The 26231-nt window shown below is 56.2% G+C and carries 21 protein-coding genes and 1 riboswitch; of the genes, 14 read left to right on the top strand and 7 right to left on the bottom strand.

Features of this window, described 5'->3' with window-relative positions; genetic code table 11:
* The 13 genes from RZ35_RS15545 to psiE form a co-directional block, all read left to right on the top strand.
* The coding region (locus tag RZ35_RS15545) for a DUF2931 family protein (protein WP_394296489.1) at positions 1-719 on the top strand (719 nt) is incomplete at its 5' end.
* A gap of 142 nt (positions 720-861) precedes the next feature.
* Positions 862-1569: a DUF2931 family protein gene (locus RZ35_RS15540; RefSeq protein WP_081825742.1), complete on the top strand. Its 708-nt coding sequence runs from the start codon at positions 862-864 to the stop codon at positions 1567-1569.
* Between the two features lie 148 nt (positions 1570-1717).
* On the top strand, positions 1718-2419 hold the full coding sequence (locus RZ35_RS15535) for a DUF2931 family protein (RefSeq protein ID WP_099049281.1): 702 nt from the start codon (positions 1718-1720) through the stop codon (positions 2417-2419).
* A 146-nt stretch (positions 2420-2565) separates the two neighbouring features.
* A complete protein-coding gene (locus tag RZ35_RS15530) occupies positions 2566-3276 on the top strand; it encodes a DUF2931 family protein (RefSeq protein WP_081825741.1) in 711 nt (236 codons plus the stop codon).
* Between the two features lie 148 nt (positions 3277-3424).
* The gene (locus tag RZ35_RS15525) at positions 3425-4120 is read left to right on the top strand and encodes a DUF2931 family protein (RefSeq protein ID WP_099049280.1); all 696 of its coding nucleotides are present in this window, start codon (positions 3425-3427) and stop codon (positions 4118-4120) included.
* A gap of 146 nt (positions 4121-4266) precedes the next feature.
* Entirely contained in the window at positions 4267-4965 is a 699-nt protein-coding gene (locus tag RZ35_RS15520) for a DUF2931 family protein (RefSeq protein ID WP_099049279.1), read from the top strand.
* A 260-nt stretch (positions 4966-5225) separates the two neighbouring features.
* On the top strand, positions 5226-5492 hold the full coding sequence (locus tag RZ35_RS15515) for a type VI secretion system PAAR protein (protein WP_026744153.1): 267 nt from the start codon (positions 5226-5228) through the stop codon (positions 5490-5492).
* 695 nt (positions 5493-6187) lie between these two features.
* Positions 6188-8170: a PTS mannitol transporter subunit IICBA gene (locus RZ35_RS17725; RefSeq protein ID WP_026744152.1), complete on the top strand. Its 1983-nt coding sequence runs from the start codon at positions 6188-6190 to the stop codon at positions 8168-8170.
* Positions 8171-8242: 72 nt separating this feature from the next.
* Complete coding sequence (locus tag RZ35_RS17720; protein ID WP_026744151.1) at positions 8243-9388, top strand: mannitol-1-phosphate 5-dehydrogenase; 1146 nt, start codon at positions 8243-8245, stop codon at positions 9386-9388.
* A 118-nt stretch (positions 9389-9506) separates the two neighbouring features.
* On the top strand, positions 9507-10037 hold the full coding sequence (locus RZ35_RS15500; RefSeq protein ID WP_036153641.1) for an MltR family transcriptional regulator: 531 nt from the start codon (positions 9507-9509) through the stop codon (positions 10035-10037).
* Positions 10038-10319: 282 nt separating this feature from the next.
* Positions 10320-10416: riboswitch (TPP riboswitch) on the top strand.
* 35 nt (positions 10417-10451) lie between these two features.
* Complete coding sequence (gene thiM / locus RZ35_RS15495; protein WP_026744149.1) at positions 10452-11246, top strand: hydroxyethylthiazole kinase; 795 nt, start codon at positions 10452-10454, stop codon at positions 11244-11246.
* Positions 11243-12046 carry a bifunctional hydroxymethylpyrimidine kinase/phosphomethylpyrimidine kinase gene (gene thiD / locus RZ35_RS15490; RefSeq protein WP_026744148.1) on the top strand — a complete coding sequence of 268 codons (804 nt, stop codon included), beginning with the start codon at positions 11243-11245 and terminating at the stop codon, positions 12044-12046. Before thiM ends, thiD begins: the two co-directional genes overlap by 4 nt.
* A gap of 180 nt (positions 12047-12226) precedes the next feature.
* Positions 12227-12634 (top strand): phosphate-starvation-inducible protein PsiE, encoded by a 408-nt coding sequence (psiE, locus tag RZ35_RS15485; RefSeq protein ID WP_026740059.1) that lies wholly within the window; start codon positions 12227-12229, stop codon positions 12632-12634.
* A 21-nt stretch (positions 12635-12655) separates the two neighbouring features.
* Here the strand turns inward: psiE and yegS are convergent, their stop codons facing one another.
* The 7 genes from yegS to RZ35_RS15445 form a co-directional block, all read right to left on the bottom strand.
* Positions 12656-13558, bottom strand: coding sequence for a lipid kinase YegS (yegS, locus tag RZ35_RS15480; protein ID WP_026744147.1), 903 nt, complete (start codon positions 13556-13558; stop codon positions 12656-12658).
* Between the two features lie 319 nt (positions 13559-13877).
* The gene (gene trhP / locus RZ35_RS15470; protein ID WP_026744145.1) at positions 13878-15239 is read right to left on the bottom strand and encodes a prephenate-dependent tRNA uridine(34) hydroxylase TrhP; all 1362 of its coding nucleotides are present in this window, start codon (positions 15237-15239) and stop codon (positions 13878-13880) included.
* Positions 15240-15353: 114 nt separating this feature from the next.
* Complete coding sequence (locus tag RZ35_RS15465; protein ID WP_026744144.1) at positions 15354-15593, bottom strand: hypothetical protein; 240 nt, start codon at positions 15591-15593, stop codon at positions 15354-15356.
* 253 nt (positions 15594-15846) lie between these two features.
* Positions 15847-18927 carry a multidrug efflux RND transporter permease subunit MdtC gene (mdtC, locus tag RZ35_RS15460; protein ID WP_026744143.1) on the bottom strand — a complete coding sequence of 1027 codons (3081 nt, stop codon included), beginning with the start codon at positions 18925-18927 and terminating at the stop codon, positions 15847-15849.
* Positions 18927-22049: an MdtB/MuxB family multidrug efflux RND transporter permease subunit gene (locus tag RZ35_RS15455; protein ID WP_026744142.1), complete on the bottom strand. Its 3123-nt coding sequence runs from the start codon at positions 22047-22049 to the stop codon at positions 18927-18929. Before RZ35_RS15455 ends, mdtC begins: the two co-directional genes overlap by 1 nt.
* Complete coding sequence (locus RZ35_RS15450; RefSeq protein ID WP_026744141.1) at positions 22049-23275, bottom strand: MdtA/MuxA family multidrug efflux RND transporter periplasmic adaptor subunit; 1227 nt, start codon at positions 23273-23275, stop codon at positions 22049-22051. The genes RZ35_RS15455 and RZ35_RS15450 overlap by 1 nt, the downstream gene beginning before the upstream one ends.
* Before the next feature lie 210 nt (positions 23276-23485).
* Positions 23486-24670: a NupC/NupG family nucleoside CNT transporter gene (locus RZ35_RS15445; protein WP_026744140.1), complete on the bottom strand. Its 1185-nt coding sequence runs from the start codon at positions 24668-24670 to the stop codon at positions 23486-23488.
* 254 nt (positions 24671-24924) lie between these two features.
* Here RZ35_RS15445 and RZ35_RS15440 point away from each other — a divergent pair, with 254 nt between their 5' ends.
* Positions 24925-25890, top strand: a complete 966-nt coding sequence (locus RZ35_RS15440; protein ID WP_026744139.1) for an aldo/keto reductase — start codon at positions 24925-24927, stop codon at positions 25888-25890.
* The last annotated feature ends 341 nt before the right edge of the window (positions 25891-26231 follow it).

Below are 26231 nucleotides of genomic sequence, written 5' to 3'. Positions count from 1 at the left end.
GGGAACCAGGAGACATAATGTTGGGATATCTTTTCCTTTTGTTTGGCTTCTGCATGTCGCTGATGACGTGCGCAGAAGGTCATCCGGCGACGCGTGTCAATTGGAGCTACGGAACAGGCAGTAACATCGATATTACAGAAAATACGCGGACGGAGTTTTACCGGCATGGGAAGCTTATTTACGCAGACCGTGGGGCGGGTGGGGGTGCCGGTGGATTGCTAAGTGATCGAATTGTAGCCAAACGCTATTACTGGGCTGGAGGCGGAGGACTGCCTACTGATGGAGTATCTGTCCCTGATAAAGCATCTATAGAAATGGTGTCGCTATATGATCGTAAGCGTTATCGAATCAAGGTAGATTTGCCGGCAGATTTGGCGCAGCAGATGCAACAACAATTTCAGATTAATGGTCGAATTGACCAACGCAGTTGGCTCTATTTTGGTCTGGCTCCCGGAGGCTATTATGAGGTGTTGTTGAAAGGCGATAAGTTACGAGTCAAACCAGACTTACTGCTTGCACGCGGCATCGCCGAAGAGGTGACTGATGACTGGTACGACAAAAAAGTATCTGTGGCAGAACAATATGGCATTGACGATTTTGACAAAAAGTACGGTGAACTCTTCAAGCAACATCCCATCCCCCGTGGCATGGAATGGGCGCCGATCATGGACGCCTACCGCGCCAGGCAGCCGAAAACCGATCAGCATCCGGTTCAATAATTAAATAAGGTCACAACACAGCGGCTGATATAAACAGCGGCGTTATCCGCCTGTAGTAGAGGGGGCAGTAGGCCACTCTCCGCCAGCAGCGCCCTACCGTCAGCAAGGAGCGGCGGCGTTTAATCGGGAACCAGGAGACATAATGTTGAGATATCTTTTCCTTTTGTTTGGCTTCTGCATGTCGCTGATGGCCTGTTCAACAGGCAATGCGGCAATAAGGGCCAATTGGAGTTATGGTTCAGGCAGCAATATTGATAGCTTTTGTACGACTAAAGCGACTTTTTATCTCCACGGGAAAACGGTTTTTAGTTATCCCGGAGGGGGATGCAACGCTGGCGCACCTTATAAAGACATCATAGAAAAAAAATATTATTGGTCTGGGGGAGGCGGTTTACCTTCCGACGGCGTCCCTGTTCCTGATAAGGCTGAGATAGAAATGGTGTCCTTTCATGATCGTAAACGGTATCGGATCAAAGTTGATTTACCCGCTGATTTACCACAACAGATGCAGCAGCAATATCAGGTTAGAGGAAAAATTGACCAACGCAATTGGCTCTACTTTGGTTTAGCCCCCGGTGGATACTACGAAGTGATCTTGATGGGAGATTTGCAGGGGGTCAGTCCGGATCTGTTACTCGCCCGCGGCATCGCCGAAGAGGTGACCGATAACTGGTATGACAAAAAGTATCCTATTGGCGTCAGCCAATATACGGTGACACTAAAAAACTTTGACAAAGAATACGGTGAACTCTTCAAGCAACATCCCGTCCCCCGTGGCATGGAATGGGCGCCGATCATGGACGCCTACCGCGCCAGGCAGCCGAAAACCGATCAGCATCCGGTTCAATAATCAAATAAGGTCACAACACAGCGGCTTGAAATAAACAGCGGCGTTATCCGCCTGTAGTAGAGGGGGGTTGGCAGTAGGCCATTCTCCACCAGCAGCCCCCTACCATTACCAAAGAGCGGCGGCGTTCAATCGGGAACCAGGAGACATAATGTTGAGATATCTTTTCCTTTTGTTTGGCTTCTGCATGTCGCTGATGACGTGCGCAGAAGGTCATCCGGCGACGCGTGTCAATTGGAGCTACGGAACAGGCAGTAACATCGATATTACAAAAAATACCCGGACAGAGTTTTACCGACACGGGAAGCTTATTTACGCAGACCGTGAGGCGGGTGGCGGTGCCGGTGGATTGCTAAGTGACCGAATTGTAGCTAAACGCTATTACTGGGCTGGAGGCGGAGGACTGCCTACTGACGGAGTTTCTGTTCCTGATAAAGCATCTATAGAGATGGTGTCCTTTCTTGATCGTAAGCGTTATCGGATCAAAGTTGATTTACCCGCTGATTTGCCACAACAGATGCAGCAGCAATATCAGGTTAGAGGGAAAATTGACCAACGCAATTGGCTCTACTTTGGTTTAGCCCCCGGTGGATACTACGAAGTGACCTTGATGGGAGATTTGCAGGGGGCCAGTCCGGATCGGCTACTGGTCCGCGGCATCGCCGAAGAGGTGACTGATGACTGGTACGACAAAAAAGTATCTGTGGCAGAACAATATGGCATTGACGATTTTGACAAAAAGTACGGTGAACTCTTCAAGCAACATCCCATCCCCCGTGGCATGGAATGGGCGCCGATCATGGACGCCTACCGCGCCAGGCAGCCGAAAACCGATCAGCATCCGGTTCAATAATTAAATAAGGTCATAACACAGCGGCTTGAAATAAACAGCGGCGTTATCCGCCTGTAGTAGAGGGGGGTGGNAGTAGGCACTCTCCGCCAGCAGCGCCCTACCGTCAGCAAGGAGCGGCGGCGNTTAATTGGGAACCAGGAGACATAATGTTGGGATATCTTTTCCTTTTGTTTGGCTTCTGCATGTCGCTGATGGCGTGCGCAGAAGGTCATCCGGCGACGCGTGTCAATTGGAGCTACGGAACAGGCAGTAACATCGATATTACAAAAAATACCCGGACAGAGTTTTACCGACACGGGAAGCTTATTTACGCAGACCGTGAGGCGGGTGGCGGTGCCGGTGGATTGCTAAGTGACCGAATTGTAGCCAAACGCTATTACTGGGCTGGAGGCGGAGGACTGCCTACTGACGGAGTTTCTGTTCCTGATAAAGCATCTATAGAAATGGTGTCCTTTTATGACCGTAAACGGTATCGGATCAAAGTTGATTTACCCGCTGATTTACCACAACAGATGCAGCAGCAATATCAGGTTAGAGGAAAAATTGACCAACGCAATTGGCTCTACTTTGGTTTAGCCCCCGGNGGATACTACGAAGTGATCTTGATGGGAGATTTGCAGGGGGTCAGTCCGGATCTGCTACTGGTCCGCGGCATCGCCGAAGAGGTGACCGATAACTGGTATGACAAAAAGTATCCTATTGGCGTCAGCCAATATACGGTGACACTAAAAAACTTTGACAGAGAGTACGGCGAACTCTTCAAGCAACATCCCGTCCCCCGTGGCATGGAATGGGCGCCAATCATGGATGCCTACCGCGCCAGGCAGCCGAAAACCGATCAGCATCCGGTCCAATAATCAAATAAGGTCACAACACAGCGGCTTGAAATAAACAGCGGCGTTATCCGCCTGTTGTAGAGGGGAGTTGGCAGTGGGCCACTCTCCGCCAGCAGCCCCCTACCGTCAGCAAGGAGCGGCGGCGTTTAATCGGGAACCAGGAGGCATGATGTTGAAATATCTTTTCTTTTTATTTGGCTTCTGCATGTCGCTGATGGCGTGCACAGAAGGTCATCCGGCGACGCGTGTCAATTGGAGCTACGGAACAGGCAGTAACATCGATATTACAAAAAATACCCGGACAGAGTTTTACCGACACGGGAAGCTTATTTACGCAGACCGTGAGGCGGGTGCCGGTGGATTGCTAAGTGACAGAATTGTAGCTAAACGCTATTACTGGGCTGGAGGCGGAGGACTGCCTACTGATGGAGTTTCTGTTCCTGATAAAGCATCTATAGAGATGGTGTCCTTTCTTGATCGTAAGCGTTATCGGATCAAAGTTGATTTGCCGGCAGATTTAGCGCAGCAGATGCAACAACAATTTCAGGTTAATGGTCGAATTGACCAACGCAATTGGCTCTACTTTGGTCTGGCTCCCGGAGGCTATTATGAGGTGTTGTTGAAAGGCGATAAGTTACGAGTCAAACCAGACTTACTGCTTGCACGCGGCATCGCCGAAGAGGTGACTGATGACTGGTACGACAAAAAAGTATCTGTGGCAGAACAATATGGCATTGACGATTTTGACAAAGAGTACGGCGAACTCTTCAAGCAACATCCCATCCCCCGTGGCATGGAATGGGCGCCGATCATGGACGCCTACCGCGCCAGGCAGCCGAAAACCGATCAGCATCCGGTTCAATAATTAAATAAGGTCACAACACAGCGGCTTGAAATAAACAGCGGCGTTATCCGCCTGTTGTAGAGGGGGGTGGCAGTAGGCACTCTCCGCCAGCAGCGCCCTACCGTCAGCAAGGAGCGGCGGCGTTTAATCGGGAACCAGGAGACATAATGTTGAAATATCTTTTCCTTTTGTTTGGCTTCTGCATGTCGCTGATGGCCTGTTCAACAGGCAATGCGGCAATAAGGGCCAATTGGAGTTATGGTTCAGGCAGCAATATTGATAGCTTTTGTACGACTAAAGTGACTTTTTATCTCCACGGGAAAACGGTTTTTAGTTATCCCGGAGGGGGATGCAACGCGGGCGCACCTTATAAAGACATCATAGAAAAAAAATATTATTGGTCTGGGGGAGGCGGTTTACCTACCGACGGCGTCCCTGTTCCTGATAAGGCTGAGATAGAAATGGTGTCCTTTCATGATCGAAAACGGTATCGGATTAAAGTTGATTTACCCGCTGATTTGCCACAACAGATGCAGCAGCAATATCAGGTTAGAGGGAAAATTGACCAACGCAATTGGCTCTACTTTGGTCTGGCTCCCGGAGGCTACTATGAGGTGACCTTGATGGGAGATTTACAGGGGGTCAGTCCAGATCTGCTACTGGTCCGGGGCATCGCCAAAGAGGTGACCGATGACTGGTACGACAAAAAAGTATCTGTGGCAGAACAATATGGCATTGAGGATTTTGACAAAGAGTACGGCGAACTCTTCAAGCAACATCCCATCCCCCGTGGCATGGAATGGGCGCCGATCATGGACGCCTACCGCGCCAGGCAGCCGAAAACCGATCAGCATCCGGTTCAATAATTAAATAAGGTCACAACACAGCGGCTTGAAATAAACAGCGGCGTTATCCGCCTGTTGTAGAGGGGGGGGCAGTAGGCCACTCTCCGCCAGCAGCGCCCTACCGTCAGCAAGGAGCGGCGGCGTTGAAACAAAAATCAGAACGTACACGATTCATTCGGATTTGGCTCTTGTTCTTTTTGATTACCCTATTATGTTTATGAAAAAGCGACGAATTTTTGAAGTCTCTCGCGTTATCAGATGAATAATGGAGAAATGAATTTATGGGAAATGCGGTTAAGTTGGGCGATATAGATACGGGGCACGACAGCCATCCGCCGACGTCAGTCATTGCTGGCTCTTCCACGGTTAAGGTCGATGGCCTTTCTCTGGCGCGTGAAGGCGATCCGTTGGCGGCTCATGGCCACGCACGTAACATCTGCGGTGGTTCATCAACCGTGATCGCGGATGGTAAGCCTGTCGCCCGTACCGGTGATGCAGTGAGCTGTGGGGGGGTGTTGATCGGTGGGGGAACGGTGACTATCGGATAGCTTTTCCGAAGTGATAACCCACTCATCGATATTTCAAACCAACGTATCACTAGCCGAAAGTTAGCGAGCAGCGGTGGGCTATTCATCTGAGGGGCAAGATAGTACGACCGGGTCATAATGCGTCAGCCCTTTCATTCTGTTTCCCTGAAGGGGCTATGACCTCGACTGGCGTGGTCTTATGGTGCAATGCGGTCAGCCAGTCTCCTACGGTTTCAAATCTCCGCCTTATCTACGTCCAATCCTTCGCTGCATTCTGGCGCTGGCGTTTCTACTCACCCCAACCCGTAATTAAATTACATTTTTCCCCAATTTCTCCGCCGAAACAGAAAACGCAAACCTTCGACCTCTATCCAGGACTCTGAATTGAACGGCGCAACGTGATGTAAGTCACAATGTTAAAACAAAGTTACTGAATTGAAGTGTGATGGTGGTCACGTAAGAGGGGCTGTCAAACGCCAAATTTTAACAATGTAACTGACTTTCAGATCTGATTTGTGATGGAGATCGCGTGAAATCCTACCTGAGGTGGGGTAACTGAGTGATCTCAGTCACAAATTCCCCTCGGGGTACTGGGGGCGAAAACGGCGTGATAGAGTCGATTTGTCTAGAGAACGACCGATGGTTTTTGGCGAAACCATCTCACTATTACGACGCGCACCGTCCCTGAGCGCGTACCACCGAGGGGAGTGAGTTTTATGCTATCACCAACTATTAAGGTCAAGATACAGAATTTTGGCCGCTTCCTCAGCAACATGGTGATGCCCAATATCGGCGCATTCATCGCCTGGGGTTTAATCACCGCGCTGTTTATTCCTACCGGCTGGCTGCCGAATGAGACGCTGGCCAAACTGGTCGAGCCCATGATTACCTACCTGCTGCCGCTGCTGATTGGTTATACCGGCGGCCGGTTGGTCGGCGGCGAACGCGGCGGGGTCGTGGGCGCTATCACCACAATGGGCGTCATCGTTGGCGCAGACATGCCAATGTTTATGGGGGCGATGATGGCCGGCCCGCTGGGCGGCTGGGCTATCAAACGTTTCGACCGCTGGGTTGACGGTAAAATCAAAAGCGGCTTCGAAATGCTGGTCAACAACTTCTCTGCCGGGATTATCGGGATGCTGCTGGCGGGGCTGGCCTTTATGGCCATTGGACCGCTGGTCTCATCGTTGTCCAAGGTGCTGGCGACCGGGGTAAACCTGCTGGTGCAGGACAACCTGCTACCGCTGACCTCCATTTTTGTGGAACCGGCGAAAGNGCTGTTCCTCAACAACGCCATCAACCATGGGATTTTCTCCCCGCTGGGGATCCAGCAGGCGACGGAAACCGGCAAGTCGGTGGTCTTCCTGATCGAAGCCAACCCCGGCCCGGGACTCGGCCTGCTGCTGGCCTACATGTTCTTCGGCAAGGGCAGTGCGAAACAGTCCGCGCCGGGCGCCGCCATCATCCATTTCTTCGGCGGTATCCACGAAATTTATTTTCCGTACGTCCTGATGAATCCACGCCTGATGCTGGCGGTGATCCTCGGCGGTATGACAGGCGTCTTTACGCTGACGCTGTTCAACGCGGGGCTGGTCTCTCCGGCGTCTCCGGGGTCGATCTTCGCGGTATTGCTGATGACGCCGAAGTCGTCGCTGATCGGCGTGGTGCTCTCTATCCTGATGTCGGGTTTGGTCTCTTTCCTGGTCTCTGCGGTGATGTTGAAACGCGTGCCGGTGGGGGATGAAGAAGACAACGGTCTGGCGGACGCGACCCGTCGCATGCAGAGCTTGAAACAGAAAGCGAAAGGCGGCAACGCGCCGGGCGCGGCTCAGCCACAGCCGGTGATGCGCGCTACGCTGGATGCTTCGCAGGATCTGAGTTTGGTGCGGAAGATCATTGTGGCCTGTGATGCCGGTATGGGGTCGAGCGCGATGGGCGCGGGCGTGCTGCGCAAGAAGATAAAGGATGCTGGACTGACGCATATCTCGGTCACGAATATGGCGATCAACAGCCTGCCGGAAGAGGTCGATCTGGTCATTACCCACCAGGATCTTACCGAACGAGCGTTGCAGCACGCGCCGCACGCGATCCACCTTTCTCTGAGTAACTTCCTCGACAGCGGCTTGTACAACGAGCTGACGACCCGGCTGCTGGCGGCGTACCGTCCGGTAGCGGCGAACGATAACCGACTGATTAATCAAACCATTGTCGCGGCCAATGATGACTGGTTCGATCCGGCCGAACACGAAGCCAATCTGTTCGAACTGGGTGAGAACAACATCTTCCTCAATCTACAGGCCGACAGTAAAGAGCAGGCCATCCGCTTTGCGGGCGAACAGCTGGTCGCGGGCGGATACGTGGAGCCGGCCTACGTCGAGGCCATGCTGGAGCGCGAAGCCATGACCTCCACCTATCTGGGGGAATCCATCGCCGTTCCGCACGGCACGGTTGAAGCCAAAGATCGCGTCCTGCGCACCGGCGTCGTGATTTGCCAATATCCGCAAGGCGTCAGATTCGGCTCCGAGCCGGACGACGTCGCGCGGTTGGTGATTGGGATCGCCGCCCGTAATAACGAACATGTTCAGGTGATTGCGCGTCTGACGAATGCCCTGAATGACGACGGCATCATCGAGCGGCTGGTGGAAACCCGCAGCGTGCAAGAGATGCTGGTGCTGCTCTCCGGCGAACGCGTGGCGTGAAGCCTATCGGACCGGCGTTTGACCGGTCCGTACGTGCAGCTCAACGATTTTGACAAGATATCGAGGTCGACAATGAAAGCGATTCATTTCGGTGCAGGCAATATTGGTCGTGGCTTCATCGGCAAATTATTGGCGGACGCCAAGTCCGAACTTATTTTTGCCGACGTCAATCAGCCGCTGGTGGATCAACTGGCTCATCAGCAGCACTATGAGGTTCATGTTGTTGGAGAAGCGTCGCATGTTGAACGAGTTAACCGCGTCAGCGCGGTGCATAGCGCCAGCCCCGACGCCATCAATGAGATCGCCCGCGCGGATATCATCACCACCGCCGTCGGGCCGCAGGTCCTGAGTAAAATTGCGGGAACGTTGGCGCAGGGATTGATAGCGCGGCATGAGCGCGGCAACCGGCAGCCTCTAAATATCATCNCCTGCGAAAATATGGNGCGCGGCACCAGCCAGCTTCGTCAGCATGTTATGGCGGCACTGCCCGACGCGTTGCATGCATGGGTCGACGAGCATGTGGGATTTGTGGATTCGGCCGTGGACCGCATTGTGCCGCCCAGCGCAGCGGCGAACGACGATTCGCTGGAGGTGACGGTCGAAACGTTCAGCGAATGGATCGTCGACAGCACGCAGTTCAAGGGCGAGCTGCCGGTCATCGCCGGGATGGAACCCACCGCCAACCTGATGGCCTATGTCGAGCGCAAGTTGTTTACGCTCAATACCGGCCACGCCATAACCGCGTATCTTGGGTGTCTGGCGGGCTACCGGACGATCCGCGAAGCCATACTCGATGATGCGGTGCGCGCGGTGGTAAAAGGCGCAATGCAGGAAAGCGGCGCGGTGCTGATTCAACGCTACGGCTTCGATCCGGCGCAGCATGCGGCATACATCGACAAGATCCTCAGTCGTTTCGAAAATCCGTATCTGCACGACGATGTCGAACGCGTGGGCCGACAGCCGCTGCGCAAATTGGGCGACGGCGACCGGTTAATCAGGCCGTTGCGCGGTACGCTGGAATACGGCCTGCCGCACCGTAATCTGCTGATCGGCATCGCCGCGGCGCTGAAATACCGTAGCGATGAGGATGAGCAGGCGCGTGAAATGGCGGCGCTGATTGATGCGCACGGCGTCGAAAATGCGCTGATCCAGATTACCGGACTGGAAGATCGTCCCGAGGTTGTCACGCAGGTGGCAACGTTATATCACTCTCTGTAACGCAAGGTGAAAAACGATACTGATGCCAGAACAGCGTTATTCTCCCGCAGGTAAACGTCGGGTGGCGGCTTCCGAGCCGCGCCCGACGCAGAAAAACGTGCCGCAGCCCAAGACGGGGATGGAAGACGAGCAGGCGTTCGAAAGTCACATTCTGGAACGCCTGAACGCCAGACCGACCGTCTCGGGGTTTATCCAGGCGGCGGTCGAACTTCTGGCCGATGCGATTGACCATCTGGTCCTGCAGGCGTTCCGCAAGGATGATTATGCCGTCAAATATGCCGTGGAGCCGCTGCTGGAGGGCAGCGGCCCGCTGTCTGCGCTGCCGGTTCGCCTTAAACTGATCTATGCGCTGGGCGTGATCAGCCGAGACGAGTACGAAGACGTTGAACTGCTGTTGGCGTTAAACAATGAACTGGAGCATGGCGGACAGCGTTACCGGTTTACCGATGATGAAATTCTGGGGCCGGTCAGCATGTTGCACGGTATGACGCCGCTGCCGCCTCAGTTCAACTCGCATTTGCCGGAAGATGGGGTGGACACCTCGCTGCTGGAGATGCAAAAACAGCGCTATCAGCAGCGTATCCAGTCCTCGCTGGTGTTGTGCATAACGGATCTGGTCTCGCGCCTGTACCACAAGACCGCGTTCTGATCGGCATTATGCCTGTAATATGACGGGCAAAGCGCTCGACGCCGTGGGGGTCGTACGGCGTCGGCCGTTTATTCACTAGACAATCAAGGCGTATCCCTATGCGCTCTTGTTTCTTGTTTCTTGTTTCTTGTTTCTTGTTTCTTGTTTCTTGTTTCTTGTTTCTCGCTGTAATTCCTGGCTTTTCCCTTCTGAACTCCTCTTCATACCTTGTTTCGCCCGTTATCGTCGATGCGCGATGGTTGGCGGCCGTTGACCTTTGCGCCGTCAGGCCGAATAATCATGAACGTTGACTCGGGGTGCCCTTCCACGTGAAGGCTGAGAAAGACCCGTACCACCTGATCTGGATAATGCCAGCGTAGGGAAGTCACGGAGTCTCACCGGCTCCCGCCTTCTTGATCGCCGGTTGGGAGACTTATGAATACTCGACCTGTGCCGTTTCCGTCCGCGCTTGCGGCGGATTCTCTGAAACTCTTTCACCGCCGCCCCCCTTTAATTCACTGTCTGACCAATGATGTCGTGCAAAGCTTTACCGCGAATGTGCTGCTGGCGCTGGGCGCGTCGCCCGCGATGGTGGTGGAGCGCAGCGAAGCCGCGCAGTTCAGCGCGTTAGCGGATGCGCTGCTGATTAATATCGGTACGCTGGAGCCGGTCCGGGCCGAAGCCATGCGATCTGCGGTGGCGAACGCCAATCGGGCCGAACGCCCTTGGGTGCTGGACCCGGTCGCTGTCGGCGCGCTGACGTTTCGCAGCGACTTCGCCCGTGAACTGCTGGCGCTGCGGCCTGCCGCCGTACGCGGTAACGCTTCAGAGATCCTGGCGCTGTCCGGCGCCGCTTCGCAGGGCCGGGGGGTAGATAGCGGCAACACCTCGCTGGCCGCGCTGCCTGCGGCGCGGGAGCTTGCCCGACGCTGGTCCGTTTGCGTGGCCGTGACCGGCGAGGTGGACTACGTCACCGACGGCGAGCGTGACTGGGCGGTGGCGGGCGGGCACCCGCTGATGACCCGCGTCGTCGGGACCGGCTGCGCGTTGTCGGCGGTGGTGGCGGGGTTTTGCGCGTTGCCGGGCGATCGCCTGCAACATATCGCCGCCGCCTGCGCGGTGATGTCTGAATGCGGGCAACGTGCCGCCAACGGCGCGGGCGGTCCCGGCAGTTTTATCCCGCGGTTTCTGGATCAGTTGTTTATGGCAATGGAGGCGACCGCGAAATGAAGCGTATCAACGCATTGACGATTGCGGGCACCGATCCAAGCGGCGGCGCGGGCATCCAGGCCGACCTGAAAACCTTCTCGGCATTGGAAGCCTACGGCACCAGCGTGATCACGGCGCTGGTGGCGCAAAATACCTGTGGCGTGCAGTCGGTCTACCGTATCGAACCCGCCTTCGTGGCCGCGCAGCTTGACTCGGTGCTCGGCGATGTGCGGATTGATAGCGCCAAGATCGGCATGCTGGCCGAGGCCGATATCGTCGAGGCCGTCGCCGAACGTCTGCGCCGTTATCCGGTACGCTTCGTCGTGCTCGACACGGTGATGCTGGCGAAAAGCGGNGATCCGTTGCTGCAACCGTCGGCGGTACAGTCGCTGCGTCAGCAACTGCTGCCGCAGGTCTCCATCATCACGCCGAATTTGCCGGAAGCGGCCGCGCTGCTGGCGTGCCCGATCGCCGAGAACGAAAACGAGATGCGGGAGCAGGGCGAAGCGCTGCTCGCGTTGGGCTGTCAGGCGGTGCTGATGAAAGGCGGCCATCTTTCCGATCGCGAAAGTCCGGACTGGCTGTTCACCGTTGGGGCATCACCGTTGCGTTTTTCGGCGCAGAGAGTCAATNCCCGCCATACTCATGGTACGGGCTGCACGCTGTCGGCGGCGTTGGCGGCATTGCGTCCCCGTTGTGACGACTGGTCGGCCTGTGTGGCCGCCGCCAAAGCCTATCTGCAAGGGGCCTTACAACAGGCGAATACGCTGGAAGTCGGTCAGGGCATCGGGCCGGTGCATCATTTCCACCGCTGGTGGTGATGCCTATCTCTGCGGAAAATGAAATTTACATGGACAGTCTCAGGGGCTACCGGTAATTTTGTGNCCGGTGTCAGGTTTTTCCGGCCGATTCACGACGTTCGCAGGGACGTCGCACACAGCAATAGCAGTTCGCCGCCGGCGTAGATGCAGAAAAATGAAGGATGGTTAGGAGTCATGTACATGGCAGGTTCAACGCGTTCGATCATGATCGCCAAAGGGTTACAAACAATACTTAACATAGGTTTATTGGCTCTCGCTATTATTCTGGTGGTGTTTTTGGGCAAAGAGACGCTGCACCTGGCGAAGGCATTGATGGTGAGCAGTGAGAAGGATTCCACCTATCTGTTGATTGAAAGTCTGGTCGTGTATTTTCTGTATTTCGAATTTATTGCGCTAATCGTGAAGTATTTTGAGACGGGCTATCATTTTCCGCTGCGTTACTTCGTCTATATCGGGATCACCGCCATCGTGCGGCTGATTATCGTCGACCACAAAAATCCCACCTATACCTTGATCTACGCGGGCGCGATATTGATTCTGGTGGTGACCTTGTATCTGGCAAACAGCCAGCGGCTAAGACGCGAATAGCGATGTCCCGACCCCGGTCGTTTACTCGCTCAGCAGCGGGCAAGGGCTGGGGAAGCGGCAGCGCAGCGCCGCTGGCACCACCTCGATACGGAAGTGTTTGTCGGTCAGCGGCTCGCCATCGAGGTTGAACGTCATCTCGTTCGGCGCGCTAATGTCCAGCCNCGGCAGTGCGGTCGTGATCACGTTGGGATTTTCACCGCCGGACATCAGCGCCTGCATCATATTCGGCAGCAGCTCTTTCGCAGACAGCACGCGCAGCTGCAACAGCCCGTCATTCAGTACCGCATCCGGGCACAGTTGCTGTCCGCCTCCCGCCTGACGACCGTTGCCGATGGCGATGACCAGCGTATCGCCCTCCCAGTCAAAATCCGGACCTTTAACCTGACAGCGTTCGGCCTTCAGCGTGTCGATGCGCAGCAGCGCGTTCAGCACATAGGCCGCGCCGCCCAGCGCAGATTTCATGGCCGCCGGCGTTTCGGTGGTGATACGGGTGGCGAAACCGCCCGTCGCCATATTGATAAAGTAGTGTCGGTCGTTGACCCGAGCCAAATCGATTGCGGTCGCGCGGCCTAAAATCGCCAGCCGCAGCGCCTGATGCAGGTCGGTCGGAATCCGGCAACTGGTAGCGAGATCGTTGGCCGTGCCCAGCGGCACAATCCCCAGACAGGGGCGATGTTCCGCTTCCTGATGCGCCAGCGCCACGGCGATTTCGTTGATGGTGCCGTCGCCGCCTGCGGCGATCACATTGTCCGCTTCCATCGCTATCGCTTCACGGACATAGCGCAACGCGTCGCCGTGTTCCCAGGTGACGCGCACGTGCAGAGGATAACCTTCTTCACGCAGGACTGTCACCGCCTGACGCAGTTCGTCGTTTTGGCTGCTTTTGCCGTTCAAAATGATGATGGATTGAGGTTTTTGCGCCATGACGACGTACTCCCTGAAAAGACCTTGATGAAACCGAAAATGAGGCGAAGCATGCAGATCGCCTCCGAAAATAGTGTAGTCAGCGTAGCAGAAAAGCGTGACGCGCGGACAATGGATACGTGGCGGGGTGATCAGGAAAAGAAAAAGCCAGCTCAAGGGAGATTGAGCTGGCGAAAGAGGTGGTTCCTGGTAGTGTTACTACGCTTATTTTTCGTTCTGTGTTTTCTCAGCGGTTGAATAATAACCGACCGCGTCCGCCATTGATGTGATCCATTTCTAAAAAACGTCAGAACAGCGTTCTGCTCTGACTGTCGGCACATTATTTGGCGTGAGGATGACGGGTGTTGGTCCCCGGCAGATTACGCAGCAGCAACGCGTATTCCAGCGAAATGTCTTCCGGGACCGGCAGGTAGACGATATGGCCGTTGCCCGGCGCGACGTCGGTATCCTGACCTTTAGCGTTCTGCATCCCTTCAATCGTGAACTGCACGTTGCCGCCCGGCGTCATCATTTCTACGCTATCGCCGCAGGAAAACTTGTTTTTCACCGCGACTTCCGCCAGACCGTTACGCCGTTCGCCGGTGAACTCGCCGACAAACTGCTGGCGGTCGGACACCGAATAACCGTAGTCGTAGTTCTGGTAGTCTTCGTGGACGTGACGGCGCAGGAAACCTTCGGTATAGCCGCGATGAGCCAGCCCTTCCAGCGTCTGCAACAGCGATGGGTCAAAAGGTTTTCCCGCCACGGCGTCGTCGATGGCGCGACGGTACACCTGCGCGGTGCGTGCGCAGTAGTAGAAGGATTTGGTACGACCTTCGATTTTCAGCGAGTGCACCTGCATTTGCGTCAGGCGTTCAACGTGTTGGATCGCCCGTAGATCGCGGGAGTTCATGATATAAGTGCCGTGTTCATCTTCGAACGCGCTCATATATTCGCCGGGGCGCTGGCTCTCTTCCAGCATAAAGACCTTGTCGGTCGGCTCGCCGATGCCCAGCGTGGGTTCGACGTTAGCGACCTGAATCGGTTCATGCATGTGGACAATGTTGCCCACCTCGTCTTCTTTACCTTCCTGCACTTTGTATTCCCAACGGCAGGCGTTGGTGCACGTGCCTTGATTGGGGTCGCGTTTGTTGATGTAGCCGGAGAGCAGGCAGCGGCCGGAATAGGCCATACACAACGCGCCGTGAACAAAAATTTCCAGCTCCATCTCCGGCACCTGCGCGCGGATCTCTTCAATTTCCTGCAGAGACAATTCGCGGGACAAAATCACGCGGCTCAGCCCCATCTGTTGCCAGAATTTTACGGTTGCCCAGTTGACCGCGTTGGCCTGCACCGACAGGTGAATCTGCATCTGCGGGAAGTTTTCACGCACCAACATGATCAGACCCGGATCGGACATGATCAGCGCATCCGGCTGCATGTCGATCACCGGCTGGAGGTCGCGCAGGAAGGTTTTAATTTTGGCGTTATGCGGCGCGATGTTAACGACGACGTAGAACTTTTTGCCCAGCGAATGCGCTTCGTTGATCGCCTCGGCCAGCGTCTGATGATTGAATTCGTTATTGCGCACGCGCAGGCTATAGCGGGGCTGGCCGGCATAAATCGCGTCAGCGCCATAAGCGAAGGCGTAACGCATATTTTTCAGCGTACCGGCCGGAGACAGTAGTTCCGGTTTAAACATGGGTTTCTCTCAAGTCTGATCTCAGGTCAGGCTGCCCCCGGGCGGGAGCAGTAAGGCGGCAGATTCTAGCGCTTATGCGGGGAAAAATCAGTATTCGGCTTACAAAAAGTATGCCTATTTCGTTTCTCCACGGCGGGTGCGGCGGTTCTGCGGTCGATCGAGATCGATTTCCGGTCCCTGCGGCACGATGCCGGTAGGATTGAGCCAGCGAATGCCGTAATAACCGGTCTTGTAGACGCCGTTGGTGATCGTATCGTAAGTCAGCGTGTTCCCGCGGTTGATGTCAGGACGCAGCCCGGCGGGATAGAAGCCCTCGAGGTTGCCAGCGAGCGTTTTGACGGCGTCGCTCGCCATGTACAGCACAGCTCATGGACGTTGCGCACGGCGGGGGGATGCGGACCGGCAATCTGCGGCGTGCTGAACGTCCAGCCTTGCTCGCCGTTTTTAGGCTATTCCGCCGCCACGACCCGACCCCATAGACCATCCGCAGAATCCGACATCGCTGACGTTTTTAGCGTTTGATAACCAGAACATTCAGGCTAACAACCTGAGCTTGAGTGGCTATCGTGAATTTTTCACCGACTCTGACAGTTTCTTTGAATGCCCGTCAGGACGACTCCGGCAGTGTCACCGGGCGGCGCGCGCGTCGGTGGGATAGTCGGTCAAAGAACAGATAAACCACCGGCGTGGTATAGAGCGTCAGCAGCTGACTCATGACCAGCCCGCCGACGATGGTGATCCCCAGCGGCTGACGCAGCTCCGCGCCGTCGCCGCTACTTAACACCAGCGGCAGCGCGCCCAGCAGGGCGGCCAGCGTCGTCATCAAAATGGGGCGGAAGCGCAGCTGGCAGGCCTGAAATATCGCTTCGCGCGCGCTGAGATGCTGAGTGCGTTGCGCCACCAACGCGAAGTCCACCATCATGATGGCGTTCTTCTTCACGATGCCGATCAGCAGCATAATGCCGATGAGCGCGACCAGGCTGAACGGCTTATCAAACAGCTTCAGCGCCAGCAACGCGCCTACCCCCGCCGACGGCAGGGTGGAGATGATGGTCAGCGGGTGCACGTAGCTTTCGTACAGCATCCCCAGCACGATATACACCGTGACGATGGCGGCGATGATCAGCGCCACCTGGGACGACTGCGACTGCTGGAACGCCAGCGCGGTGCCGGCGAACTGGCCGCGGACGTTGGAAGGCACGCCCAGCGCGGTCATCGCGCGCTCAATGGCGAAGGTCGCCTCGGACAGGCTGGCGTCCGGCGGCAGGTTGAAGGAGATCGTCGCCGCGGCGGATAGCCCTTGATGGTTGACCGACAGCGGCGCATTAGCGGGCAGCCAGTGGGCGAAATAGGACAAGGGGATCGCCTTGCCCTCACTGTTGATAACGAACATCTTGTTCAGCGCGGTGGCGTCCTGCGCATACACCGGATCGACCACCATCACCNCCTTATACTGGTTCAGCGGCTGATAGATGGTGGAGATCTGCCGCTGCCCGAAGGCGTTGTTGAGCAGGGCATTGATATCCGACACGCTGATGCCAAGCTGAGCCAGGGNGTCGCGATCGTAGGTCAGCGCCAGCTCGGCACCTTTGTCCTGCTGGTCGGAACTGACGTCCGCGAGTTCCGGCAGTGCGGTGAGGGCCTCGCGAATTTTCGGCTCCCACTGGCGCAGCGCGCTCAAATCATCCGACAGCAGGGTGTATTGATAGCTGGCGTTGGCTTCGCGGCCGCCCATCCGCACATCCTGCACCGCCATCAGGAACAGGCTGGCGCCCGGCTCCTGAGCCAGTTTAGATCTCAGCCTTGCGATAATCTGCTGCGAGCTGGCGCCGCGTTCCGCCAGCGGCTTTAGACTGATGAACATCGACCCGCTGTTGGTCCGGTTACCGCCGGTAAAACCGGTCACGTTATCCACAGCGGGATCGCTACTGACGGTTTTCATCAGGTCCTGCATCTTGGTTTTCATCGCCTGGAACGAAATGCTCTGGTCGCCTTGCACAAAGCCCATGATCCGCCCGGTATCCTGCTCCGGGAACAGGGTTTTCGGCATGTCGATATAGAGCCACACACTGAGGCCGATCGTGCCGAATAGGACCAGTACGACCCAGCGCGCACGCGCCAATACCCAGTTCAGGGAGAGCGCATACCGCTCCTGCAAGGCCAGCAGCACCCGGTTGAATCCTCGCCGGCGAGGCTGGCTGCGGGGGGCGTGGGGACGCAGCAGGCGCGCGCACATCATCGGCGTCAGGGTGAGCGAGACCACCAGCGAAATCATGATCGCCACGCACAGGGTGACGGCGAATTCACGAAACAGTCGTCCCGATAGCCCGTCCATCAGCAGCAGAGGAATGAAAACGGCGATCAGCGACACGCTCATGGAGACGACGGTAAAGCCCACTTCGCGCACGCCCTGTATGGCCGCCTGCATCGGTTTGATGCCGGCTTCGATGTGCCGGGCGGTGTTTTCCAGCACCACAATGGCGTCATCCACCACGAAGCCGGTGGCGATCGTCAGTGCCATCAACGACAGATTATTCAGACTGAAACCGCACAGATACATGGCGGCGAACGTGCCGATCAGCGAGATAGGCACCGCCGCCGCCGGGATCAGCGTGGCGCGCCCCGAGCGCAGGAACAGGTACACCACCAGAATCACCAGCGCGACGGCGATGACCAGCGCCCGCTCCACCTCCGCCAGCGACGCGCGGATGGTGGGGGAGCGGTCTTGCGCGACGTTTAAATGCACGGATGCGGGCAGCGTGGCGCTCAGTTCGGGCAACGCGGCGCGGATGCTGTCGACGGTGGAGATGATGTTGGCTTCGGGCGCGCGGCGGATAATGACCAGCACGGCGGGTTCGCCGTTCGTCATCCCCGCGTTGAGCGTGTCCTGCACGGAGTCTTCGACTTTCGCGACATCGCTGAGTCGCACCGGCGCGCCGTTATTGTAGTGAACGATGAGCGGACGATAGACCTTCGCCGTCTTCAGCTCGTCGTTGGTTTCAATCTGCCAGTGGGTCGTCTTGTCATTCACGCTGCCGACGGGCAGGCGCACATTGGCGTTATCGATCGCCTGGCGGACTTCATCCAGCGATACGCCCTGATTGAACAGCGCCAGCGGGTTAAGCGATACCCTCACCGCCGGAAGCGAACTGCCGCCAATGGTGACATCGCCGACGCCCTCCAGCTGTGAAATGCGCGGATAGACCTGATTGGTGGCGATATCGTACAGCTGGCTGGGGGAGTAGGTGTCCGAGGTCAGCGTCATAATCATGATCGGCGCGTCTGACGGATTCACCTTACGGTAGGTGGGGCGGCTAGCCATGCCGGAGGGCAACAGACTCTGGGCGGCGTTGATGGCGGCCTGCACGTCGCGGGCGGCGCCGTTGATATCACGATCCAGCTCAAATTGCAGAATGATGCGGGTGCTACCGAGTGAACTCATGGAGGTCATTTCAGTGATGCCCGCGATGCGGCCGAGCGCCCGTTCCAGCGGCGTCGCCACCGAGGATGCCATGGTTTCCGGCGAGGCGCCCGACAGCGAGGCCGAGACCGAGATCACCGGGAAGTCTACCTGCGGCAGCGGCGAGACCGGCAGCAGTCGGAAGCCGAGCACGCCGCATAGCGCAATCGCCAGCGCCAGCAGCGTGGTCGCGACGGGACGATGAATAAACAGCGCGAACAGCTTCATCAGACTTCTCCCTGCGTTTCAGCCGGTTTGCGGCGCAGACGAAGAGAAAGGCGGTCAAACAGCAGGTAGATCACCGGCGTGGTAAACAGCGTCAGCACCTGGCTCATCACCAAACCGCCGACCATACAGATGCCCAGCGGACGCCGGAGTTCGGCGCCGACTCCGGTGCTCAGCATCAGCGGCAGCGCGCTGAGCAGCGCGGCCATCGTGGTCATCAGGATGGGGCGGAAACGCAGCAGACAGGCCTGATAAATCGCGTCATACGGCGACATGCCCTGTTGGCGTTCGGCGGCCAGCGCGAAGTCGATCATCATGATCGCATTCTTTTTCACGATCCCGATCAGCAGGATGATGCCGATGATAGCGATGATATCCAGATCGCTTCCGGCGACCAGCAAGGCCAGCAGCGCGCCGACGCCCGCCGTGGGGAGGGTGGAGAGGATGGTGATCGGATGGATGAAACTTTCGTACAGCACGCCGAGCACGATATACATCGCGATCACCGCAGCGATAACCAGCCAAACGGTACTGGTCAGTGCGGATTGGAAGGCAAGGGTGCTGCCCTGGAAACGCGTGGTGATTTCCGACGGCAGTTCCATGCTCTGCTGCGCTTTCTCGATGGCTTTGACCGCATCCCCCAGCGCATAACCGGGCGCCAGATTAAAGGAGACCGTCGCCGCCGGGAAGCGGTCGNCGTGGTTGATCGCAAGCGGTCCCTGACGCTGTTCCACCGTGGCGATACTGGCCAGCGGGACGACGCCGCCATCGCTGTTGATCAGCCGGATATCGTCGAGGGCCGCTAATCCGTCACGCTGGCGGGTGTCTTGCTCCAGCACGACGCGGTACTGGTTCGACTGCGTGTAGATAGTGGAAATCAGCCGTTGTCCGAAGGCGTTGTAGAGCGCGTTATCGATATCCGACATCGAAATACCGAGCCGGGTGGCGCTGTCCCGGTCTACCTTCACGTAAGCGACGGCGGCTTCGTCCTGCCAGTCGCTGCTGACGTCCTGCAATTCGGGCAGGGCGGAGAGCTGTTCCACCAACTTTGGCACCCAGGCGCTGAGCGTATCCAGCGACAGCGTTTGGACCGTCAGCTGGTACTGGGTTTTGCTGATCTGGGTATCGATAGTCAGATCCTGAACCGGCTGTAGATACAGCGTAACGCCCGGCAGCTGCGCCGTCTGCTGCTGCAAGCGCGTGATGACCTCGGTCATGCTGTCGCTGCGCTCGCCGTGCGGCTTAAGGTTGATTTGCAGACGTCCGCTGTTGAGCGATGGGTTGGTGCCATCCACGCCGATCAGCGACGAGACGCTTTGTACGTCCGGATCTTTCATGATGATGGAGGCGACCTGCTGCTGCTTTTGCGCCATCGTGGTGAAAGATACGGTCTGGGAGGCGTGTACGGTGCCCTGAATGATCCCGTTATCCTGCTGGGGGAAAAAGCCTTTCGGCATCACCAGATACAGTAATACGGTCAGCACCAGCGTGCTTAACGCCACACAGAGCGTCAGCCAGGGATGTTGCAGTACCCGGGTCAGTCCCCGACCGTAGGCGGCGATCACGCGGTCGAAGAAGCGTTCGCTGGCGCGGGTGAAACGGTTTTGACGACTCAGGCCTTTGTGGCTCAACATGCGGGCGCACATCATCGGCGTCAGAGTGAGCGACACCACGGCGGAAATCAAAATGGAGATCGCCAGCGTCATCGCGAATTCGCGGAACAGCCTGCCGATGATATCTCCCATAAACAACAGCGGGATCAGCACGGCGATGAGCGAGAACGTCAGGGAGATAATGGTAAAGCCGATTTCGCCTGCGCCCTTGAGCGCCGCATTCAGCGGTTTCTCGCCGCGCTCAATGTAGCGGGCGATGTTCTCGATCACCACGATGGCATCGTCCACCACGAAACCGGTGGCGATCGTCAGCGCCATCAGCGTGAGGTTGTTGATGGAGAAACCGAGGAAATACATGGCGGCGAAGGTGCCGATCAGCGACAGCGGTACCACGATGCTGGGGATAAGCGTGGCGACCGCGTTACGCAGAAACAGGTATATCACCATAATAACCAGCGCGATGGCCAGAATCAGTTCGAACTGTACGTCGTCGACCGAAGCACGGATGGTAGTGGTGCGGTCCGTCAGCAGCGACATTTCGACCGACTTGGGCAGGCTGGCCTGTAAAGACGGCAGCAAACGACGGATATTGTCCGCCGTCGCAATGACGTTGGCGCCCGGCTGGCGCTGCACATTGATAATGATGGCCTGCTGACGGTTCGCCCACCCGGACAGATAGGTGTTTTCCGGCGCCTGTTCGACCGTGGCGACGTCGCGCAGCCTGACCGGCGCGCTGTTGCTCCAGCTGATGATCAGCTGGCGATAGTCGTCAATCGAACGCATCTGGTCGTTGGCGGAGAGCGTTACCGAGCGGGCTGGGCCGTCGAAGCTCCCTTTCGGCGCGTTGACGTTAGCGGCGGTGATGGCGGTGCGCACGGTTTCGCTGCTTAGGCCATAGGCCGCCAGCGCGGTTGGATTCAGACGTACCCGAACCGAGGGGCGTTGCCCCCCCGCGAGCGATACCAGTCCGACGCCGGAAACCTGAGAGATTTTCTGGGCGATGCGGGTTTCCACCAGATCCTGCACCTGCGTCATCGGCATGGCGGTGGAGGTCACCGCCAACGTCATAATCGGCGGATCGGCCGGGTTGACCTTACTGTAAACCGGCGGATTAGGCAGATCGCTGGGCAGCAAATTGGTGGCGGCGTTGATGGCGGCCTGAACATCCTGTTCCGCGACGTCGAGCGCCAGATTGAGCTGGAACTGGAGCGTGATGACCGAGGCGCCGCCGGCGCTTTGGCTCGACATCTGCTTTAGTCCGGAGATGNCGCCGAACTGCCGTTCCAGCGGCGCGGTCACCGCAGACGTCATGACGTCCGGGCTGGCGCCGGGATACAGTGTGACCACCTGAATCGTCGGGTAATCGACTTCCGGCAGCGCGGAGACGGGCAGGGCGCGATAGCCGATGATCCCGGCCAGCAGAATCGCCACCATCAACAGCGTGGTGGCGACCGGACGTAGAATGAACAGTCTGGATGGGCCGCCGCCCTGATTCGGCGTGCTGTCCTGCATTAGGGCGTCTCCGCTTTTCTTGCCTGACGATCGTCACCGGCGGTCGTAGACGTTCTTTCGGTGGAGGACGACGGAATGACGTCGACCTGCATGCCTTCCGTCAGACGGTCGATTCCGTCCGTCACTACCTGTTCGCCTGCGTTCAGGCCGCTGTTAATCACCACGTTCTGTCCGTACTGGATACCGATGGTGACCAGATGCTTGCTCGCCTGATTTTTGTCATTCAACAGCCAGACGAAGTGGCCTTCGTTGCCCATCTGCACGGCGGCGGCGGGGGCGAGGACCGCGTTCAGCAACGTATCCACCTTCATCCGGATATTCACGAACTGATTAGGAAACAGGAGGTCGTCGCTATTTTCGAAACGCGCTTTCAATTTGATGGTGCCGGTGGTGGTGTCGATCTGGTTATCCATGCTGAGCAACTGGCCCTGCGACAGCATCTGCTGGTTGGCGCGGTCCCAGGCTTCGACGACGATGGGCTGGCCGGATTTCTGCGCCTTGATAATAGTGGCGATGCTATCTTCCGGTAGCGAGAAAACGGCGTCGATAGGATGCGTTTGCGTCAGCACCAGCAGGTTATCCGTACTGGTGATGTAGTTGCCGATATCCACCTGACGCAGCCCGACGCGTCCGCTGGCGGGCGCGGTAATCTTGCTGTAGTCCAGCTGTAACTGGGCGCTGTCCAGCGCGCCCTGATCTGACTGGACGGTGGCTTCGTACTGTTTCACCAGCGAGGTCTGAGTATCCAGCTCCTGACGGGATACCAGATTGGTTTTTACCAGTCCCTGATAACGTGCCAAATCCTGACGCGCATTGGCAAGCAGCGCTTTGTCTTTCGCCAGCTGTCCTTTCGCCTGCGTCACCTCANCTTCGAACGGGCGCGGGTCGATTTCCGCGAGTAGCGCGCCGGCGGCGACCTGTTGGCCTTCTTCGAAGTGCAGCGCCATCAATTGTCCGCTGACCCGGCTGCGTACGGTGACGGTATTCGCCGATGTGACGGTGCCAAGCCCGGTCAGGTAGTAAGGAACCGAGGAGGTAAATGAGCGCGCCACCTGCACGGGCGGCGTGGTCATGGATCGACGACCTTCTCCTCTGCCGCTGCTGGACGCAGTTTTCGCCGTTGAACCCGCGGGCGGGGTAGTGGAGTGGAAATATCGCCATGCAATGACGGCGATGACGGCAACGGCGATCAATGACAGCCAGCGAAAGAGACGTTTGGTATTCATAGTAATGAAACGAGATCTCCAATGCCCCAAACTGGGGGAGTTAGCAAAGGGTTTAGTGCTTATGCTATCGGGTGAAGTGCGTATAACTATAGAGAGTAAATAAGAAACATAAATGAAGACAATAGGGAAGAGATCTTCATACGGATAAAAATTACCCGGTCAGCGTTTGATGACCGGGTAGCATGACGTCAGATAATCATTAGTCAGGCGCTATAACACCAGTCCAGCGATAGCCGCAGACAGCAGGCTCACCAGCGTGGAGCCGTAAACCAGCTTCAGACCGAAGCGGGATACCGCGTTACCTTGTTGTTCGTTCAGGCCCTTGATCGCGCCGGCCACAATGCCGATGGAAGAGAAGTTGGCGAAGGAAACCAGGAACACAGACAAAATCCCGACGCTACGCGGAGACAGCTGGTCGGAAACTTTCTGCAATTCCATCATGGCGACGAATTCGTTAGACACCAGCTTGGTCGCCATAATGCCGCCAACCTGGAGGGCTTCATTCGCCGGAATACCCATGATCCAGGCAAAGGGGTAGAAGAAGTAGCCGAGAATTTCCTGGAAGCTAAGTCCGAAGAGCGCACTGAACAAGGCGTTAATGGCGGCGATCAGCGCAATAAATCCAATCAACATGGCGGAGACGATGACGGCCACTTTGAAACCGGTGAGAATGTAATCCCCCAGCATTTCGAAGAAGCTCTGATTTTCGTGCATGTTGCTGAGCTGCAGTTCCGGCTCATCGTTGACGCTATAGGGGTTGATCAGAGACAGTACGATGAATGTACTAAACATGTTCAGTACTAGCGCGGCCACGACAAATTTGGCGTCCAACATGGTCATGTAAGCGCCGACGATAGACATGGACACCGTGGACATTGCCGTCGCCGCCATCGTGTACATTCGTTTTTCCGACATTTTGCCCAAAATATCTTTATAGGCGATAAAGTTTTCCGACTGTCCCAAAATCAGCGAGCTAACCGCGTTGAAGGATTCCAGTTTGCCCATTCCATTTACTTTTGACACGACGGTACCGATTACGCGGATGATAAAAGGCAGAACTTTGATGTATTGCAGGATACCGATCAACGCAGAGATGAAGACGATGGGGCAGAGTACCTTGAGGAAGAAAAAGGCCAGGCCTTGAGCATTCATGTTGCCAAAGACGAAGTTGGTGCCTTCAGCGGCAAAACCGAGCAACCTGTCGAACATGCCCGCGAATCTGGTAACGAAACCCAACCCGACGGAAGAGTAGAGGAAGAAATAGGCCAGTATGATTTCGATGACTAAGAGCTGGATGATGTAACGGATACGAATGCTTTTTCGATCGCGGCAGATCAAAAGCGATAGGCCGGCGATAACGATTAACGCCAGGACGAATTGCACGAGATGGGACATGTTTGCTCCAGATATGATACGGGCCAAATTTTCACGTTAGGTTGGTAACGTCGGCGTCAACATTGAGAGTAGATACGCTGGGCGCGAATTATATATTGGAAAATAACCTAAACTAAAGCGTTGGTCTCATAGCATTAACTTTTATTCGGCGCAGTGGTGCCGGGGACCAGCGCGTTGTTGACTAAGCATTGTACAAGCGCGGCCGCTTTTTAGTGGCTACTTTAAGGCGAGTTTAATTAAAAAGGAGATTGCCTATGACTGCTTCCACCCCTTCCCGAGAGCTTGGACGTTCTGGGATCCACGTTCCTCTGATCACTTTTGGCGGTAACGTTTTCGGCTGGACTATCGATGAGCCGACCTCGTTTAACCTGCTGGACGCGTTGGTGGATCAGGGACTTAATTTCATCGATACGGCGGATGTGTACTCCGTATGGGCTGATGGCAACCAGGGAGGCGAATCTGAGACGATTATCGGCAACTGGCTGAAGAAAAGCGGTCAACGCGACAAGGTCATCATCGCGACCAAAGTCGGTATGGAAATGGGAAATGGCGGCAAGGGGCTGGCTCCTGCCTATATTCGACGTGCTGTAGAAGATTCTCTGCGTCGTCTGAACACGGACTATATCGACCTCTATCAGGCGCATACCGACGATAAATCGACGCCGCTGGAAGATACGCTGTCGACGTTCGATGCATTGATTCGAGAGGGCAAAGTTCGTGCTATCGGGGCCTCGAATTATGAAACCGATCGGTTGGCTCAGGCGCTGAAAATCAGTAAAGACCATCAGTTGGCTCGTTACGAAACGCTGCAGCCTGAATACAATCTGTACGACAGACAGCATTATGAGTCGGGTCTGGAAGCGATTGCCAAAGAGCATGGACTGGGCGTGATCAGTTATTACTCGCTGGCTAGCGGATTCTTGTCCGGTAAATATCGCCACCCGGAAGATGCCTCCAAGAGCTTACGCGGTAAAGGCGTCGTGGATCGTTATCTCAATGATCGGGGCATCAAGATTGTTGAGGCTCTGGATCAGGTCGCGAAGGCGCATAACGTATCGTCCAGCCAGGTCGCGCTGGCCTGGTTGATCGCGCGTCCGAGCGTGACTTCGCCCATTGCCAGCGCCACGTCGGTTCATCAGGTCGCCGAACTGGCTGCTGCGACCCGGTTGTCTCTGACAGAGGAAGATATTGCCGTGCTGAATAACGCAAGCCAATATTGATGAGGTAAACATAAGCGCGCGTACTTGTTTTGACAGGACGCGCGTATCACTCTCCATTACGGCGACGCATTTTATCTGACGTCTACAATCGCGTAAAAAAGGAAGAAAACAACCGAAGATTACCTATGTTGTTATTCCTGCTCACTTATTTTTCGTCGTTCCCCCCTTCAATGACAAGCATTACGGTCTTGTCGTAGATTCCATTCTTATTTTTTTGCACTTTATTCTTTTCTCTTTCTTATTCGTTTATTTAGTTTTCGTATTATTTATTGTCACACTAAAAGTGAGCCTAATCCTTCGCTGAGTCAAAAATTAGCAAGAAAAGGAGTTGGTCATCAGGG

This window comes from Lonsdalea quercina subsp. quercina (genome assembly GCF_000688655.1).
GTDB classification, from domain to species: Bacteria; Pseudomonadota; Gammaproteobacteria; order Enterobacterales; family Enterobacteriaceae; genus Lonsdalea; species Lonsdalea quercina.
This window is presented reverse-complemented; position numbering and strand designations above follow the sequence as displayed.

What these genes read in the sequence shown, in the direction of transcription:
- RZ35_RS15535 (WP_099049281.1), top strand. Translation starts at nt 1,718, where the DNA reads ATGTTGAGATATCTTTTCCTTTTGTTTGGCTTCTGCATGTCGCTGATG.
- RZ35_RS15540 (WP_081825742.1), top strand. Translation starts at nt 862, where the DNA reads ATGTTGAGATATCTTTTCCTTTTGTTTGGCTTCTGCATGTCGCTGATG.
- RZ35_RS15440 (WP_026744139.1), top strand. Translation starts at nt 24,925, where the DNA reads ATGACTGCTTCCACCCCTTCCCGAGAGCTTGGACGTTCTGGGATCCAC.
- RZ35_RS15520 (WP_099049279.1), top strand. Translation starts at nt 4,267, where the DNA reads ATGTTGAAATATCTTTTCCTTTTGTTTGGCTTCTGCATGTCGCTGATG.
- trhP (WP_026744145.1), bottom strand. Translation starts at nt 15,239, where the DNA reads ATGTTTAAACCGGAACTACTGTCTCCGGCCGGTACGCTGAAAAATATG.
- RZ35_RS15465 (WP_026744144.1), bottom strand. Translation starts at nt 15,593, where the DNA reads ATGGCGAGCGACGCCGTCAAAACGCTCGCTGGCAACCTCGAGGGCTTC.
- RZ35_RS15515 (WP_026744153.1), top strand. Translation starts at nt 5,226, where the DNA reads ATGGGAAATGCGGTTAAGTTGGGCGATATAGATACGGGGCACGACAGC.
- RZ35_RS15445 (WP_026744140.1), bottom strand. Translation starts at nt 24,670, where the DNA reads ATGTCCCATCTCGTGCAATTCGTCCTGGCGTTAATCGTTATCGCCGGC.
- psiE (WP_026740059.1), top strand. Translation starts at nt 12,227, where the DNA reads ATGGCAGGTTCAACGCGTTCGATCATGATCGCCAAAGGGTTACAAACA.
- thiM (WP_026744149.1), top strand. Translation starts at nt 10,452, where the DNA reads ATGAATACTCGACCTGTGCCGTTTCCGTCCGCGCTTGCGGCGGATTCT.
- RZ35_RS15525 (WP_099049280.1), top strand. Translation starts at nt 3,425, where the DNA reads ATGTTGAAATATCTTTTCTTTTTATTTGGCTTCTGCATGTCGCTGATG.
- RZ35_RS15500 (WP_036153641.1), top strand. Translation starts at nt 9,507, where the DNA reads ATGGAAGACGAGCAGGCGTTCGAAAGTCACATTCTGGAACGCCTGAAC.